The following is a 15,871-nucleotide window of genomic DNA, read 5'->3' as shown; positions in this document are numbered from 1 at the left end:
TCCCACTAGTTCCAGAGGTAGACATGATCCTGCCCACGGAATCCGTTGCACACAAGTCTAGGCACGACTATTTCCGCGCAGTTTCTGTGCTGGAACAACAGCGGCCCGGCACCCCCACCAGGGTGCCGGGCCGTTGCTCCTCTGACCTACGCGGCCTTTTTGCGGGGCCGGGACCGGATGTTCGTCAGGACGGCGAGCAGCACGCCGCCCGCGAAGATCATCGTGCCCATGACGTTGACCTGCGGCGGCAGGCCGACCCGGGTGGAGCCCCAGATCCACAGCGGGAACGTCTGCGTGGTGCCGGCCGTGAAGTTGGTGATCACGAAGTCGTCGATGGAGAGCGCGAACGCCAGCATCACGCCGGAGAGGATGGCCGGAAGGATGATCGGGAAGATCACCTTCCAGAACGTGGTCCACCCGCTCGCCCCGAGGTCGGCCGCGGCCTCCTCGAGGGACCGGTCCAGGGTCACCACCCGGGCCCGGACCACCACCGCCACGAACGACACCGAGAACATGACGTGCGCGATGGTGATGCTCACCGGGCCCAGGGGCGCGCCCAGCGAGACGAACAGGCTCAGCAGCGACGAGCCCATCACCAGCTCGGGCGAGGCGATCGCCGCGAACATCAGCAGGTTCAGCGCGCCGGCGCCGCGGAACCGCCAGCGGCCCAGCGCGTACCCCATGCCGGTGCCCAGGGCGCCGGCGATCAGGGCGGTCGCCACCGCGATGAGCAGCGAGACCACCAGGGCGTCGGTGAGAGCTTCCAGGGCGAAGACCTCGCCGTACCACTTGAGCGTGAAGCCCTGCCAGGTCTGGTTGTACCGGCCCTGGGGATCGTTGAAGCCGAACAGGATCATCACGGCGATGGGCAGGATGAGCCAGGCGATCAGGATCCAGGTGTAGACGTGGAGCAGGCGGTCGCCGCCGATACGGGGTCTCATCGGGCCGCCACCTTCATGACATCCTCCGTGCCCAGCGCCCGGGCGTAGGCGAAGACGCCGATCAGCAGCACCGTCATCAGGGTGAAGGACAGTGCCGAGGCCGTCGGGTAGTCGGAGTTCGAGAGGAACTGCGCCTGGATGACCTGCCCGATCATCGTGGTCTCGGAGCTGCCGAGCAGCTCCGAGTTCACGTAGTCGGAGGTGGCCGGTACGAAGGTCATCAGCACGCCGGCGAACACACCGGGCAGCGCCAGCGGGAAGATGACCTTCCGGAACGAGGTGAGGGGGGACGCGTACAGGTCCCGGGCCGCCTCGACCACCCGCGGGTCGATCCGCTCCAGCGCCACGTAGATCGGCAGCACCATGAACGGCAGGAAGCTGTACACCAGGCCGGCGATGACCGCGGTCGCCGTACCGAGGATCTGGAAGTCGGCCGGGAGCAACCCGGCCTCCTTCAAGGGGTGCAGCAGCACGCCGTCGTCCGTGAGGAGCATCCGCCACGAGATGGTGCGCAGGACGAACGACACGAAGAACGGCAGCAGGATCAGGAACAGGTAGGTCGCCTTCTTACGACCCCCGTAGAAGGCGATCCAGTATGCGACCGGGAACGCCAGCACGATCAGGACGACCGACGTGATGGCGCCGTACACCAGCGAACGGATCAACTGGGTCTGGTAGGCCGAGATCGAATCCACATAGTTCTGCCAGTGGCCGGTGAAGACGAACCCGTTGACGATGTCGCCCTCCTGCAGCGACAGCGACAGCATGGTGGCCATCGGTACCGCGAAGAACAGCAGGAGCCACAGCCCGCCGGGAAGGACCAGCAGGTAGGGGGAGAGTGTACGTTTTACCCGGTCCATCGGTTACCCCAGCACGATCGGTTGGAACACCCGCTCGAAGTCCTTCTTCTCCTCCGCGGTGTTGAAGTCGACGTAGTAGTGCAGGCGGTCGTACTCGGTCTCGCCCGGGAAGACCAGCGGGCTCTCCGCGACCGAGAGCAGGTACTCCTTGTCCTCGCCGGTGAGCGCGGCGGCGTGCTTCCTCATCTGCGCCTGCGCGGCCGGGACCGGGCACACGTAGTTGATGTACTCGGCGAGCGTGGTGGCGTTCTCCAGCTCGTAGAGGAAGTCCATCAGCATGATGGCGTCGACCGGGTTCTCGGCGGTGACCGGGATGGCCATGTTGTCGGTCCAGATCGTGCCGCCGTCCTCGGGGATCACGAACTTGAAGTTCGTACCGTCGGAGACGTTCTTCTGGAAGATGTCACCGGACCAGGCCATGGTGATCCAGACCTCGCCCTTGCCGAGCGCGTCGACGTAGCTCTGGTCGTAGTAGTTGCGGACGATGCCGGCGTCCTTCTGCTTCTGGAGCTCCGCCGCCGCCTTCTGCCAGTCCGTCTCGGTCGACTTGGCCGGGTCGATGCCGGCCGCGAGCAGACCGAAGTTGCCCAGCTCCTGCACGTCGCGGAACATGCCGACCTTGCCCTTGTACTTCGGGTTCCACAGGTCGGACAGCTTGGTGATCGGTTCCTTGATCTTGGACGGGTCGTAGGCGATGCCGGTGATGCCGGACGCGTACGGGATGCTGAACACGTTGCCCGGGTCGTACGACGAGTTCGCGTACGACTTGGCGGCGTTGGCCGCGTAGTTGGGCAGCTTCGCGTGGTCCAGCGGCGCCAGGAAGCCGGAGTCCCGGAACTGGCCGAACTGGCTCGAGTTGGTGATGACCATGACGTCGTAGCCGATCGACTGCCCGGCGGACAGCTGCGGCTGCACCTTGGCGAACCAGGGCGCCATCTCCTGGATGACCTCGTCGTAGGTCACCTGGATGCCGGTCTTCTGCGTGAACTTCTTGAGCTCGGGCTTCTTCGGGTCCATGTAGAGCGGCCAGCCGGCGAAGTTGAGCTTGCCGTTCTGCGTCTTGTTGGCCCAGAACTTGGCGACGGCGTCGGGTGCCACACTGGCCTGCGGCTTGCCCTTGCCCTCCACGCCGCACGCGGCGAGGAATGCGCCCATCGCCGACAACCCGCCGAGGCGCAGCGCGTCACGCCGGCCGAGCCGGGAACGCGTCATGCCTCGCAGGAGGGAGGGGTCCGGCATATTGGACTGGAACATCAGACTCCGATCGGGTACGAGTGCTGCGGGGCCCAGGTGAGGAAGACGCGCTCACCACGAGACGCGACATCCTCTGCATCGTGAGCATTCTGATCGAACACCACGAGGTCGGTTCCATCGGAGGTGGCCACTGTGTAGTTGGTCGAGGTGCCGTGGTAGACCACCTCGGTGACCGTGCCGGAGAGCAGACTCCCGTTGACGCCGGCGGGCAACGTCCGATGTAGATCGATCTTCTCCGGCCGCACCGAGACCTCCAGGTCCCGGCCGACCTGCACGGTGCCCGGCACGGGCACCACGACCCGCTCGCCGGGGCCCTTGTCGATGACCGCGAAACCCTGGTCGGTCCAGGTCACGCGGCCGTCGATGAGATTGGAGGTGCCGATGAAGCCGGCCACGAACCGGGTCGACGGGCGCTCGTAGATGTCCCGCGGCGAGCCGAGCTGCTCGATCAGGCCGCTGTTCATGACAGCGATGCGGTCCGACATGGTGAGTGCCTCACCCTGGTCGTGGGTGACGTAGACGAAGGTGATGCCCACCTCACGCTGGATCCGCTTCAGCTCGATCTGCATCTGTTGGCGCAGTTTGAGATCGAGCGCGCCGAGCGGCTCGTCGAGAAGCAGCGCCCGCGGGTGGTTGACCAGCGCCCGGGCCAGCGCGACCCGCTGCTGCTGACCGCCCGACATCTCCTTGGGCTGCCGCTTCTCCATGCCGGTCAGCGAGACGATCTCGAGCATCTCTCCGACCCGCTTGGCGATCTCGGCCTTGGCGACCTTCTTGCGCTCCAGGCCGAAGGCGACGTTCTGCTGCACGGTGAGGTGCGGGAAGAGGGCGTACGACTGGAAGACCATGTTGACGTCACGCTTGTTCGGCGCGACCCCGGTCACGTCCCTGCCGTCGAGCATGACCCGGCCGGCGGTCGGCTCCTCGAAGCCGGCGACCATCCGCATCGTGGTCGTCTTGCCGCAGCCGGACGGGCCGAGCAGCGAGAAGAACTCCCCCTGCCCGATCGCCAGATCCAGGCTCCTGACGGCGGGCACCGCCTCACCGTGCGACAGGTAGTCCTTGCGCACGCCGACGAACTCGATCGCCGGATGAGCGGCCGGATTGGGGGGAGGAGTCGTCATCTATCACCTCGAGCAGGGTGGATTAAGCATCTGGGTGGGGCGGATCAACCGTTGAAACTCATCACGTGCTTGATCCGGGTGTACTCCTCGAACCCGTACATCGAAAGGTCCTTGCCGTAACCGGAGTGACCGTATCCGCCGTGCGGCATCTCGGAGACGAAGGGTAGGTGGGTATTGATCCACACGGCGCCGAAGTTCAGGCGCCGGGAGACCCGCATGGCCCGGCCGTGGTTCTGCGTCCACACGCTGGCGCTCAGCCCGTACCGGACGTCGTTGGCACAGCGCACGGCCTCGGCCTCCTCGGTGAACGTCTGCACGGTGACGACCGGGCCGAAGATCTCGTCCTGGATCATCTCGTCCCGCTGGCGCAGACCGGTGACCACCGTCGGCTCGAAGAAGTAGCCACGATCACCGATGCGGCGCCCACCGGCGGCCACCTCGGCGTGCGCCGGCGTCCGGTCCAGGAAGCCGGTGACCCGCTCCAGCTGGTTCGCGTTGTTGACCGGGCCGAAGAACGCGCCGGTGTCGGACGGGGCGCCGGCCCTCGTGTTCTTGGCGGCCTGGGCCAGGGCGGCGGTGAAGTCGTCGGCGATCCGCTCGTGCACCAGCACCCGGGTGGCGGCCGTGCAGTCCTGGCCCGCGTTGAAGAAGCCGGCGCCGGCGATCGCCTCCGCGGTGGCGGCGATGTCGACGTCGTCGAAGACCACGACCGGCGCCTTGCCGCCGAGCTCCAGGTGGACCCGCTTCAGGTCGGGCGCGGCCGCGGCGGCCACCTCCATGCCGGCCCGGGTGGAGCCGGTGATCGACACGAACTGCGGGGCCGGGTGGGTGACCAGGGCGCGGCCGGTGTCACGGTCGCCGCAGACCACGTTGAGCACGCCCGGCGGCAGGAACTCACCGGCGATCTCGGCCAGCAGCAGCGTGCTCACCGGGGTGGTGTCCGACGGCTTGAGCACCACGGAGTTGCCGGCCGCGATCGCGGGGGCGAACTTCCACACGGCCATCACCATCGGATAGTTCCACGGGGTGATCTGTGCGCAGACGCCGATCGGCTCACGGCGAACGAAGGAGGTGTGGTCCCGCAGGTACTCCCCCGCGGACCTACCTTCCAGGACCCGGGCCGCGCCGGCGAAGAAACGCAGCTCGTCCAGGAGCGGGCCCATCTCCTCGGCGCGGGTCGCCGCCACCGGCTTGCCGGTGTTGCGGACCTCGGCCGCGATGATCTCCTCGGACCGCGCCTCGATCGCGTCGGCGATCCTCAGCAGCGCCCGCTGACGCTCGGCCGGGGTGCTGTCCCGCCACGTCTCGAAGCCCGGCTCGGCGGCCGCCACCGCCTTCTCGACATCCCGCGTCGAGGAGACCGGGGCCTGCGCGTAGATTTCCCCCGTGCTGGGGTCGATCACCGGGGACGTGACGCCGTCCTCGGTGTCGGTGTAGGCCCCGGCAACGAAGTTGCGCAGCACGGGAACTGGGGTGCTCACAGGGATTCAGGCCTTCCGGTCAAGGGGCGATCTCACCCGGACTGGAGGGACCTTGTCACATCGGCGAGTGAGCTAGCAAGGGAATCCGAAGTAATTTCCAGAGTTGAAACGGAATCAGAACCTCCGATCCCGTTCCAACGACGCAATCCGGTTTTTTAGGCGCTGTATTCGTCGGCCACGGTGAGGGCCTCATCGAGGATCGCCAGCCCTTCGCGCAGCTCCTCCGCCGAGATCGTGCACGGCGGCACGACGTGGAGCCGGTTGAAATGGACGAAGGGCCAGAGCCCCCGTTCCTTGCAGGCGGCGGCCACCGCGTTCATCGGCGCCGCGGCCGGGCCGGCGGCGTTGAAGGGTACCAACGGCTCCCTGGTGGTCCTGTCACGCACCAGCTCGACGGCCCAGAAGACCCCCAGACCGCGCACCTCGCCCACGCTCGGGTGCTTCTCCGCGATCTTGTGTAGAGAAGGACCGATGATGTCGTCGCCGAGCGCGCGGGCGTGCTCGACGATCCCCTCCTCCTTGAAGATCTGCATGCTGGCCACCGCGGACGCGCAGGCCAGCGGGTGCCCGGAGTAGGTGAGTCCACCCGGGAACGGCCGCTCCCGGAACGTCTCGGCGATCTCGTCGGAGATCACCACACCGCCCAGCGGCAGATAGCCGGAGTTGACCCCCTTGGCGAAGGTGATCAGGTCGGGGGCGACGCCCCACCGGTCGATCGCGAACCACTCGCCGCACCGGCCGAAGCCCGCCATCACCTCGTCGGCGATGAACACGATGCCGAACTCGTCGCAGATCTCCCGGACGCCGGCCAGGTAGCCGGGCGGCGGCACCAGGATGCCGTTGGTGCCGACCACGGTCTCCAGCAGGATCGCGGCGACGGTGGCCGGGCCCTCGAAGACGATGGTGTCGCGCAGGTGCTGCAACGCCCGCTGGGTCTCCTGCTCCGGGCTCTCCGAGTGGAACGGCGACCGGTAGGGGTAGGGACCCCAGAAATGGACGACCCCGATCGCGACCGGCTCGTTCGGCCAGCGCCGCGGGTCGCCGGTGGCGGTGATCGCGGTGGCGGTGGAGCCGTGGTAGCTGCGGTAGGTGGAGAGCACCTTGTGCCGGCCGGTGTGCAGCCGGGCCATCCGGATGGCGTTCTCGTTGGCCTCGGCGCCGCCGTTGGTGAAGAACACCTTGTTCAGATCGGCGGGGGCGATCTCGGCGATCATCCGGGCCGCTTCGCCGCGTTTGTCGTTGGCGAAGGCGGGCGCAATGGTGGCGAGTTTGGCGGCCTGCTCCTGGATCGCCGCGATAAGACGCGGATGCTGGTGCCCAATGTTGATATTGACGAGCTGAGAGGAAAAGTCCAGATATTTGCGGCCTGAGTAATCCCAGAAGTGGCTGCCCAATGCTTTTTCCACCGGCAGCGGGTCGATCAGGCCCTGCGCGGACCAGGAGTGGAAGACGTGGGCGCGGTCATCGGCGCGCACCTGGGATTCCGATGTCACAGGATCCTCCTCAACGGGTCTGCGGGAAGCCGAGGTCGACGGACGAGGTCCCCGGGTCGGGCCAGCGGGAGGTGACGACCTTGCTGCGGGTGAAGAAGTGGATGCCGTCCGGGCCGTACATGTGGGTGTCGCCGAACAGCGACGCCTTCCAGCCGCCGAACGAGTAGTAGGCGACCGGCACCGGGATCGGCACGTTCACGCCGACCATGCCGGCGTTCACCTCGAACTGGAACTGCCGGGCCGCGCCGCCGTCCCGGGTGAAGATGGCGGTGCCGTTGCCGTACTCGTTGTCGTTGACCAGCTGGACGGCCTCGGCGTAGGTGTCCACGCGGACGACGCTCAGCACCGGGCCGAAGATCTCGTCGGTGTAGACCGTCATCTCCGGGGTGACGTTGTCGAGCAACGTCGCTCCCAGGAAGAAACCGGGCCGGTCCGAGATGTCCCGTCCGTCGGCGACCACCTTGGCGCCGGCGTCGGCGCCGGCGGCGATGTAGCCGGCGACCCTGTCACGATGCTGGGCGTTGATCAGCGGGCCCATTTCGCTGTTCGGGTCCGTACCATCGCCGATCCTGATCTTCGGAAGTCGCGCCGCGATGGCCTCGACCAGCGGATCCGCGATCTCGCCGACCGCCACCACCACCGAGATCGCCATGCAGCGCTCGCCGGCCGCGCCGTAGCCCGCGCTGATCGCCGCGTCGGCGGCCGCGTCCAGCTCGGCGTCCGGCAGGACGATCATGTGGTTCTTCGCGCCACCCAGGGCCTGCACCCGCTTGCCGTGCGCCGTACCGGTCTCGTAGATGTACTTCGCGATCGGCGTCGAGCCGACGAAGCTCACCGCGGCGACGTCCGGGTGCGTGAGCAGCGCGTCGACCGCCTCCTTGTCACCGTGCACGACGGTGAAGACACCCTCCGGCAGACCGGCCTCGGCCCAGAGCGCGGCCAGCCAGTTCGCCGCCGACGGGTCCTTCTCGCTGGGCTTGAGCACGAAGGCGTTGCCCGACGCGATCGCGGTGGCGCACATCCACAGCGGAACCATAGCCGGGAAGTTGAACGGGGTGATACCGGCGACCACACCGAGCGGCTGGCGGATCGAGTAGACGTCCACCCCGGTGGCGGCCTGCTCGGAGAAGCCGCCCTTCATCAGGTGCGGGACGCCGGTGGCGAACTCGACGTTCTCCAGGCCGCGGGCCACCTCGCCGGCCGCGTCGGCGAGCACCTTGCCGTGCTCCCGGGTGATGATCGCGGCCAGCTCGCCGGTGCGGGCGGCCAGCAGCTCGCGGAACTTGAACAGCACCGCCGAGCGCTTGGAGAGGCTCGCCTCCCGCCACGCCTTCGCGGCCGCCTTGGCGCTGGCGACGGCGACCGCGACCTCGGCGGCCGAAGCCAGATCGACCTGGGCGATCTGCTCGCCGGTCGCGGGGTTGAAGACCGGGCCGACCCGGCCGGACTCGCCGGCACGCTCCGCGCCGCCGATCCAGTGCGCAATGTGAATCATGCCGCCGAGGTTATGTGACGACACTAGACCGAACAATGCTGCAGTTGTACTGTCACAAAATGTTTTACGAGGCCGTCATGGAGCGGTTGGCCGAACCCAGCGCACGCGGTCTCGCCGAGGCGGTGAGCCGCGCCGTCGGTGAAGGCGCCCTCACCGGAGGCGCCAAACTGCCGCCCGTGCGCTCGGTCGCGGCCGAGCTGCACCTCTCCCCCAGCACGGTCAACGCGGCATGGCAGCTCCTGCGACGGGCCGGCGCCATCCGCACCAACGGGCGGCGCGGCACCGTCGTCGCCACCCCCGGCGCCGGAGGTCCCGGGCGCTACCGGGCCGCCCTGCGGCAGACCACCGGATTCGGGCTCGACCTGTCGACCGGAGTGCCCGATCCACGGCTCCTGCCCCCGATCCCCGCGCTGCACGGACTGTCCCCGGCGCCGACCAGCTACCTCGACGAGCCGGTCCTGCCCGAACTGGGCGCGTTGCTGCGGGAGCGGTGGCCGTACCCCGCCGACCGTCTCGCGATCTTCGACGGGGCGATGGACGCCATCGACCACGTGGCCTCCGCGCTGCTGCGGCTCGGCGACCTGGCCCTCGTCGAGAACCCCTGCTTCCCCCCGCTGCTCGACCTGCTCGAAACACTCGGCGTGACGGTGGCCGGCGTCGGCACCGACGCCTCCGGCATGCTGCCGGACCAGCTCGCCGCGGGCCTGGCCCGGCGGCCCGCCGCCGTCTTCCTGCAAGCCCGGGCCCTCAACCCCACCGGCGCGTCGTGGTCACCGTCGCGGGCCGGCGCACTCGCCGAGGTTCTCGCTCAACACCCCGAGGTGTACGTGGTGGAGGACGATTCCGCCGGTGACCTGGCATCCGGGCCGCTCCTGTCGATGGGGGCCAGGCTGCCCCGGCAGACCGTGCACGTGCGCAGCTTCTCCAAGTCGCACGGGCCCGACCTGCGGCTCGCGGCGGTGAGCGGGCCGGCCACCGTGCTCGACCCGATCCTGGAACGGCGGCTGCTCGGCCAGGGGTGGACCAGCCGGCTCCTGCAACACCTCCTGCTCAGCCTGCTCACCGACCCGGCCTCGATCGCGGCCGTGCGCGCCGCCCGCGACGAGTACGCCCGACGGCGCCGCCTGGTCACCACCGGCCTCGCGGCGTCGGGCATCGCACTGCCGCCCGGCGAAGGCCTCAACATCTGGCTGCCGGTCGCCGACGAGCAGGCCGCCTTGCTGAGCCTGGCCAGCGCGGGAATCGGGGCCGCCGCGGGCACCGCCTTCGCGGTCGGGCCGGGCATGACGCCACACCTCCGGGTGACCGTCGGGCTGGTCACCGACGACCACGCGGCGGTGGCGGAACATCTGGCCAGGGCTGCTCAGGCGGCTGCCCGGCCGATCCCCCGTTGACCTTCACCGCGCCGGGCGGAAGCTGTCGAACACCAGCTGGAGATCCTTGCGCGACCCGGCCCAGACGTCATCACGGGTCTGCCAGTAGAAGCCGTAGGCCTTGTCGTCGTGTACCACCGTGCCGCGGTTGTTGACATGCTGGCGGGCACCGCCGCGGTTGAAGGTGAACTCCCAGTCGGCGGCCTTCCGGAAGTAGTCCACCGCCTCGATCCGCACCTCCCGGTAACCCGGGAAGTCGCCTCCCGACACCCGGTTCCGGGCCTGCTCACGCCAGTCGGCCACCGGGTTCGACCGGGGCTTGTTCGTCTGATCGATGCCGAGGACCTTGCCGTCCCCACGGAAGTAGACGAGCGTGCCCTCCTTCGTACGCCTCCAGCCTTTCGGTACGTACAGCGAGAAACCCGTCCGGTCCGTGTACAGCTCCCAGCCGGCCGGCAGCACGGGTCGCCCGTCCCCCGCCGGCTGTGTGGCCGGCGCGCTCTCCGGTGCCCGCGACGGAGTCGCTTCGGGGGTGCCTGCCGTGGCGGTAGCGCCCGTCTTCTTCTCGTCCGCCGCCGGGGTTCCGCCACCCCGGCCGGTGAAGAGCCAGATCCCCCCGGTCAGAAGGACCACAACGGTCGCCACGGCCACCAGGATCAGGCGACGAGGCCGGCCTGGCGCCGCCCGAACCATCGCTCCACCCACCACCGGGTCAGCAGCCGGGGCGCCCTCTCCCGCGGCGTCCTTCGGCCGGCCGGCCTCGTCGGCGCCGCCCGCGACGATGGCGCTCTCGCCGGGCAGCGCCTCGTCCTCGGGCGCCAGAGCGTCGCCGGGCTCGCCGTCTCCGGTAGCGCCGGCTGCGCCCGCGGCCGGCAGTGGATCGCTCGCGGCCCGTGGGTGGGGAACCCTGCCGTCGGCCCGCCGGTTCGGGCCGCTCTCCGGCGACAGGTTGGCGAGAATGGTGCGGAGAAGGCTTTCGGCGTCCTCCGCGGTGAGACGGATGGCCGGATTCTTCCTGAGCAGACCGTCGAGCAGCGGCCGAAGCGAACCGGCGTGCTTCGGCGGGTCGGGATCCTCGGTCGCCAGGGCGGCGAGTGTCGCCATGGTGGAGCTTCGCTGGTAGGGCGCCTGGCCCTCGATGGCCGCGTACAGCGTCGCGCCGAGCGACCACAGATCGGCCTCCCGGCCGCCGGCGCCGCTCTGCGCCCGCTCCGGGGCCATGAACTGCGGCGAACCGACCAGGATGTCGGAACGGCTGATCACTCCGTCGTCGTCGACGGCCGCGATGCCGAAGTCGGTGAGCAGCACCCGTCCGTCGTCGGCGAGCAGCACGTTCGCCGGTTTCACGTCGCGGTGCTCCACACCGAGCCGGTGTGCGGTACGCAGGGCGGCGAGGAGGTCCAGGCCGATCCGCGCCACCCGGTACGGATCGAGCCGCCCCCGCTCGGCGATCTCCTCCCGCAACGACCGTGACCGCACGTACTCCATGACGATCCAGGTGCGGTCGTCGAGTTGCAGCACGTCGTACACCTGGACGACGTTGGGGTGACTGATCCGGGCCGCCGCACGCGCCTCCCGGAGCGTGCGCCGAGCGGAACTCGCGCTGTCACCGCCGAGCGGCTGGTCGATCTCCTTGATCGCGACGTCGCGCACCAGGGTCTCGTCCCGGGCGAGCCGAACCTGCCCCATTCCTCCGCGGCCGAGGCTCTCACCCAGTCGGTACCGTCCGGCGAGGAGCACGGGCGCATCAGGCATGAGCACCGTTATACCCGCCAGGCGCACCCGCGATGCGAGCCCCCCATCCACTGTCGTCAGGTCGCCGGGCCGGCCGGCGAATGGCGGCGGACCAGGCGGGCGGCCGGGATCGTGGCAGCGCCGACAGCGAGGACCCGGGCCACCGCCCGGAGAACCTGGCCGCGGGTCGCCCCGGCCAACCGGAGCGCCCGATAGCCGGAACGCCGGGACCGGACACGCTGTCCGGCGCCGGGTAGGCCGCGGCAGCGCTCGCTCTGTTCCCGCTTCGTCGATGGCCACGACCACGCTCCTGGAGACCGAGCCCATCTGGCGGGGCCAGCCCTGCGCCGTAAATCCGACGTTTAATGATTTTTCCGGCATTTTGCGAGGCGGGGAGGGCGATTAGTCAGCATTGGCCGGGGTACGTCAGTCGCGGAGAACCGTGCAGGACGGAGGGGGACAATGACCCACACAGACCCACGAAACGACCAATCGACTGCGGAGTTGGTCAGTCAGCTCAGTGAGCAGGTGTCCACCCTGGCCCGGGACGAACTGGCACTCGCCCGGATCGAAATGGTCGACAAAGGCAAAAAGGCCGGAAAGGGTGCGGGCCTGCTCGGCGGAGCCGGGGTGATCGCGCTGTACGGGATGGGCGCCCTGCTGTTCACCGCTGTCGCGGCCCTGTCGATGGTCATGCCGATGTGGGCGGCTGCCCTGACCGTGACGGTGATTCTGCTCTGCGCCGCCGGGATCACGGGGATCGCCGGCAAACGGGAGATACGAGAGGCGGTACCGCCGGTTCCTGACGCGGCGATCGCCAGCGGCCGCAAGGACGTGAACGAGTTCATGGCGGCTGCCCGGCGTGGGACTCACTCATGAACGCCTCCGACGGCAACCACGCGGAGGCACGCCGGTCCTCCTCCAGCCGCAACCGGCCCAAGCCGGGCCCACCCCGGGCGCCCGGCAACGCCGCCCCGACTGCCGCCGCGGGCAACGCGACCACGAAGACACCGGCCAGCAGCGGTGAGCCGGGCACGGGCGAAGTGACCGGACATTCGGGGGCGAGCCCGGTGAGCCGGTCGGCGACGAACAAGCCGACCAGCGGTATGCGGAACGATCAGGCCGGCGCCCGGAACGCCCCGGCCGCACACAGCAAACCGACACCCGCAACGGGTGCTCACAGCGCCGCACACAGCACCGTGACTCCGGGACCGGCCTCACGCAGCACGGTGACCATCGGCGCCGCCGAGACTGCGGGAAAGGCGTCGTCCACGAGGGGCACCCCATCGGCGGGCACCTCGCGTTCCGGCGGTCCGGGGACACCCAGACCCACACCGCCAAGCATCCCGTCCAGTCACACGGAATCTCCGCGCCATGCCGGCACACCCAAGCCAACGCCGCCACCCGCAGCGAGCAGCACCGGGAGGCCCAGGCCTGGTTCGGGGTCCGGTAGCCCGTCATCAACGGGCACGAGCGCGGCCGCCAAACCCGCACCACCGACAAGCTCCGGGACCGGCAGCCCATCAAGCACTTCGGCCAGACCCACACCATCATCAGGTTCCAGGGCCGGTCACCCGGCAACAGCGCCCAACACGAATACACCCCAATCCACCCCACCGAAGGGCGCGCGCGAACCGGCGACAACGTCGGGTACAGGTTCGGTGGCCAAGCCGACACCGTCGAGCCTCGCCGCGAGTGGTCACTCGAGACCGGGCACCGGCTCCCCCGAGGCGGCCGATATGCGGGCAACCGGCCGGGCGACCGTGCCCACACCAGGCTCGACGGCAACGACGGGCGCGGTGGGAAGCGGCGCCATATCCGGCACGGGAGCCGCTTCCGACGCTGCACCGGGCACGGAGAGCCCCGCCGGAGCCCACGTCGCGGAGATGGGCACCGGCGCGCCTGGACCACAGGCGGCAGCCACCCGCCCGGCGCATGACGTGGAAACGGCCGAGCACACAGCAACATCGAGTACGGCGAGCACGCACCAGCGGGGCGAGGCCCCGGCCGGCGCCCACGCGGCACCGAAGGACAAGCCGGGCAAGACCTCGACCACCGCAAACGCGGAACGGACCGAAAGGCGGGACGAGGAAGTGCACGCCGCGGCCGAGCGAGCCCGCAACGGTGACGGTGGGGACGCCTCGGAGCAGGCCGATGCACTGCGCGCCGAGATCGAGCAGACCCGGGCCGAACTGGGCGAGACGGCAGCGGCCCTGGCCGCGAAGATGGACGTGCCCGGGAGGGTCAAGCAGGCCGCGGCCGAGAAGAGCGGGCAGATCACGGACACCGTGGCGGAGAAGAGCGGGCAGATCACGGACACCGTGGCCGAGAAGAGCGGGAAGGTGTCCGACACCGTGGCGGAGAAGAGCGGAAAGATCGCCGCGACGGTCGCGGACAAGGGCGGCCGGCTGGCGGAGTCGGCGGGCAACCTGGCCTCGAAGGCCGAACCGACCCGGCTCAAGGAGGCAGCGAGCGACGTGATGGGCTCACTGACCGGCAAAGCCGGGCAGGAGCACGGCCATCGGGCGGCTGATCCGGCCGAGCACGGCCGGATGCGGCAGGCCACGGCGGAGACTCGCACCCACCTCGCCGAAAGCGCCGCTGATGCGGCGGAGCGTGCCACCACCGCGATCGGCACTCTGCCCGGGCGCGCTTCCGAGGCGATCGGCACGATGCGCGAACGCGCTTCGTCGGCGATCGGCACGCTGCCGGACCGGATGCCCGAGAAGCGGCAGCGCTACCTCTTGATCGGCGCAGGCCTGGTAATCGCCGCAATCGCCGTGGCGGTCATCCGGAGACTCCGCTGACCGTTCACTGACGGGGCCCCGCCGCACCCCGGCGGGGCCCCGTCACGTCACGGCCAGCCCGCCACGTCACGGCCAGCCCGCCACGTCACGGCCAGGCCGCCACGTCACGGCCGAGGGCAAGCCTTGAAACGTCTCATAAGACACCATGGGGCAATTGGCCTACTCGAAGCGGGAATCAAGGGCACCCGGAGAATCAACTCTTGACCCTGCCCTAACTGCCTCGTAACGTGAGTCACACCTCAGCTAGAACGTTTCAAGAATTCCTCTTCGGGAGGCTTCATGCGCCCTCGGTTCACCGCCGCCGTCGTGCTCACCACGACGGCCGCCATAGCTCTGTCCGGCTGTACCAAGAAGAACGACACCGACACGGCCGCTTCCAGCGGGTCCGGCGATAAAACGTACAAGGTGGCCTTCGTCCCGAAGTTGCAGGGTGTCCCCTACTTCGAGGCGATGAACGCGGGCGGCAAGGAGGCGGCCGCCGCGCTCGGCAACGTCGAGTGGCTCTACCAGGGTCCGACGCAGGCCGACGCGGCCGCGCAGGCCGACATCGTCCGGTCGTACATCCAGCAGAAGGTCGACACCCTGATCGTCGCCCCGAACGACCCGGACTCGATGGCCCCGCTGCTCCAGCAGGCCAAGGACGCCGGCATCCACGTGGCGACCGCCGACACCGACGCGCCGAGCAGTGTGCGGGAGGTGTTCGTCAACCAGGCCACCGCGCAGGGCATCGGCGAAGGGCTGACCGACGCGCTGCTCAAGGAGATGGGCGGCAAGGGCAAGTACGCGATCGTCTCCTGCGGCCAGACCGCGGAGAACCTGAACGCCTGGATCAAGGTGCAGCAGGAGTACACCAAGACCAAGTACCCGGAGGCGGAGATCGTCGACGTGGTCTACGCCGGTGAGGACCAGGCGAAGGCCACCCAGATGGCGACCGACCTGATGAACGCGCACCCGGACCTGACCGGCCTGGTCGGCGAGTGCACCTCGTCCGCGCCGGGTGTGGCGCAGGCGGTCAAGGACGCCGGCAAGATCGGCAAGGTCTTCACGGTCGGCCTGGGCACCCCGCAGGCGATGAAGCCGTACCTGCAGGACAAGTCGTCGAGCGCGGCGATCCTCTGGGACGTCGAGAACCTCGGCTACCTGACCGCGTGGGCCGGCGCGCAGATCGCGCAGGGCAAGCCGTTCGCGGCGACGAACAACGTGTCCAGCGAGCTGTCCGCGGTCGCCTACACCGAGGCCGACAAGATGCTGCTGCTCGGCCCGGCGCTGGCGATCACCGACCAGAACGTCGACAAGTTCAACTACTGAT

The 15,871-nt window shown here is 69.2% G+C and carries 13 protein-coding genes; 4 read left to right on the top strand and 9 right to left on the bottom strand.

What is annotated here, in order from left to right; all coding sequences use genetic code 11:
* Positions 1 to 146: 146 nt before the first annotated feature.
* From BJ964_RS24105 to BJ964_RS24075, 7 genes are all read right to left on the bottom strand, one after another.
* Positions 147 to 941: an ABC transporter permease gene (locus tag BJ964_RS24105; protein WP_188122797.1), complete on the bottom strand. Its 795-nt coding sequence runs from the start codon at positions 939 to 941 to the stop codon at positions 147 to 149.
* Positions 938 to 1,801, bottom strand: a complete 864-nt coding sequence (locus BJ964_RS24100) for an ABC transporter permease (RefSeq protein WP_188122796.1) — start codon at positions 1,799 to 1,801, stop codon at positions 938 to 940. The genes BJ964_RS24105 and BJ964_RS24100 overlap by 4 nt, the downstream gene beginning before the upstream one ends.
* 3 nt (positions 1,802 to 1,804) lie before the next feature.
* Complete coding sequence (locus BJ964_RS24095) at positions 1,805 to 3,013, bottom strand: polyamine ABC transporter substrate-binding protein (RefSeq protein ID WP_203832769.1); 1,209 nt, start codon at positions 3,011 to 3,013, stop codon at positions 1,805 to 1,807.
* A 41-nt stretch (positions 3,014 to 3,054) separates the two neighbouring features.
* Positions 3,055 to 4,179 carry an ABC transporter ATP-binding protein gene (locus tag BJ964_RS24090; RefSeq protein WP_188122794.1) on the bottom strand — a complete coding sequence of 375 codons (1,125 nt, stop codon included), beginning with the start codon at positions 4,177 to 4,179 and terminating at the stop codon, positions 3,055 to 3,057.
* Positions 4,180 to 4,223: 44 nt separating this feature from the next.
* Entirely contained in the window at positions 4,224 to 5,660 is a 1,437-nt protein-coding gene (locus tag BJ964_RS24085) for a gamma-aminobutyraldehyde dehydrogenase (protein ID WP_203832768.1), read from the bottom strand.
* Between the two features lie 155 nt (positions 5,661 to 5,815).
* Positions 5,816 to 7,153 carry an aspartate aminotransferase family protein gene (locus BJ964_RS24080; RefSeq protein WP_188122793.1) on the bottom strand — a complete coding sequence of 446 codons (1,338 nt, stop codon included), beginning with the start codon at positions 7,151 to 7,153 and terminating at the stop codon, positions 5,816 to 5,818.
* A gap of 10 nt (positions 7,154 to 7,163) precedes the next feature.
* Positions 7,164 to 8,648, bottom strand: a complete 1,485-nt coding sequence (locus tag BJ964_RS24075) for a CoA-acylating methylmalonate-semialdehyde dehydrogenase (protein ID WP_188122792.1) — start codon at positions 8,646 to 8,648, stop codon at positions 7,164 to 7,166.
* Positions 8,649 to 8,707: 59 nt separating this feature from the next.
* On the opposite strand from BJ964_RS24075, the gene BJ964_RS24070 reads away from it, so the two are divergent.
* Positions 8,708 to 10,042 carry an aminotransferase class I/II-fold pyridoxal phosphate-dependent enzyme gene (locus BJ964_RS24070; protein ID WP_229806883.1) on the top strand — a complete coding sequence of 445 codons (1,335 nt, stop codon included), beginning with the start codon at positions 8,708 to 8,710 and terminating at the stop codon, positions 10,040 to 10,042.
* 3 nt (positions 10,043 to 10,045) lie between these two features.
* Here BJ964_RS24070 and BJ964_RS24065 read toward each other — a convergent pair whose 3' ends face one another.
* Positions 10,046 to 11,776 (bottom strand): serine/threonine-protein kinase, encoded by a 1,731-nt coding sequence (locus BJ964_RS24065; RefSeq protein ID WP_188122790.1) that lies wholly within the window; start codon positions 11,774 to 11,776, stop codon positions 10,046 to 10,048.
* A gap of 441 nt (positions 11,777 to 12,217) precedes the next feature.
* On the opposite strand from BJ964_RS24065, the gene BJ964_RS24060 reads away from it, so the two are divergent.
* On the top strand, positions 12,218 to 12,634 hold the full coding sequence (locus BJ964_RS24060; protein WP_188122789.1) for a phage holin family protein: 417 nt from the start codon (positions 12,218 to 12,220) through the stop codon (positions 12,632 to 12,634).
* 298 nt (positions 12,635 to 12,932) lie between these two features.
* On the opposite strand, the gene BJ964_RS24055 is transcribed toward BJ964_RS24060, so the two are convergent.
* Positions 12,933 to 13,088, bottom strand: a complete 156-nt coding sequence (locus BJ964_RS24055) for a hypothetical protein (protein ID WP_188122788.1) — start codon at positions 13,086 to 13,088, stop codon at positions 12,933 to 12,935.
* 607 nt (positions 13,089 to 13,695) lie between these two features.
* Here BJ964_RS24055 and BJ964_RS24050 point away from each other — a divergent pair.
* Together BJ964_RS24050 and BJ964_RS24045 are read left to right on the top strand one after the other, a co-directional pair.
* Positions 13,696 to 14,562 (top strand): DUF3618 domain-containing protein, encoded by an 867-nt coding sequence (locus BJ964_RS24050; RefSeq protein WP_188122787.1) that lies wholly within the window; start codon positions 13,696 to 13,698, stop codon positions 14,560 to 14,562.
* Between the two features lie 279 nt (positions 14,563 to 14,841).
* Positions 14,842 to 15,870 carry an autoinducer 2 ABC transporter substrate-binding protein gene (locus BJ964_RS24045; RefSeq protein ID WP_188122786.1) on the top strand — a complete coding sequence of 343 codons (1,029 nt, stop codon included), beginning with the start codon at positions 14,842 to 14,844 and terminating at the stop codon, positions 15,868 to 15,870.
* Position 15,871: the final 1 nt, after the last annotated feature.

Origin of the sequence: Actinoplanes lobatus (assembly GCF_014205215.1) — a bacterium.
Taxonomy (GTDB): domain Bacteria; phylum Actinomycetota; class Actinomycetes; order Mycobacteriales; family Micromonosporaceae; genus Actinoplanes; species Actinoplanes lobatus.
The sequence above is the reverse complement of the archived record's forward strand: the minus strand, read 5'-3'. Positions and strand labels throughout refer to the sequence as shown.

What these genes read in the sequence shown, in the direction of transcription:
- BJ964_RS24045 (WP_188122786.1), top strand. Translation starts at nt 14,842, where the DNA reads ATGCGCCCTCGGTTCACCGCCGCCGTCGTGCTCACCACGACGGCCGCC.
- BJ964_RS24090 (WP_188122794.1), bottom strand. Translation starts at nt 4,179, where the DNA reads ATGACGACTCCTCCCCCCAATCCGGCCGCTCATCCGGCGATCGAGTTC.
- BJ964_RS24070 (WP_229806883.1), top strand. Translation starts at nt 8,708, where the DNA reads ATGTTTTACGAGGCCGTCATGGAGCGGTTGGCCGAACCCAGCGCACGC.
- BJ964_RS24095 (WP_203832769.1), bottom strand. Translation starts at nt 3,013, where the DNA reads ATGACGCGTTCCCGGCTCGGCCGGCGTGACGCGCTGCGCCTCGGCGGG.
- BJ964_RS24065 (WP_188122790.1), bottom strand. Translation starts at nt 11,776, where the DNA reads ATGCCTGATGCGCCCGTGCTCCTCGCCGGACGGTACCGACTGGGTGAG.
- BJ964_RS24060 (WP_188122789.1), top strand. Translation starts at nt 12,218, where the DNA reads ATGACCCACACAGACCCACGAAACGACCAATCGACTGCGGAGTTGGTC.
- BJ964_RS24105 (WP_188122797.1), bottom strand. Translation starts at nt 941, where the DNA reads ATGAGACCCCGTATCGGCGGCGACCGCCTGCTCCACGTCTACACCTGG.
- BJ964_RS24100 (WP_188122796.1), bottom strand. Translation starts at nt 1,801, where the DNA reads ATGGACCGGGTAAAACGTACACTCTCCCCCTACCTGCTGGTCCTTCCC.
- BJ964_RS24075 (WP_188122792.1), bottom strand. Translation starts at nt 8,648, where the DNA reads ATGATTCACATTGCGCACTGGATCGGCGGCGCGGAGCGTGCCGGCGAG.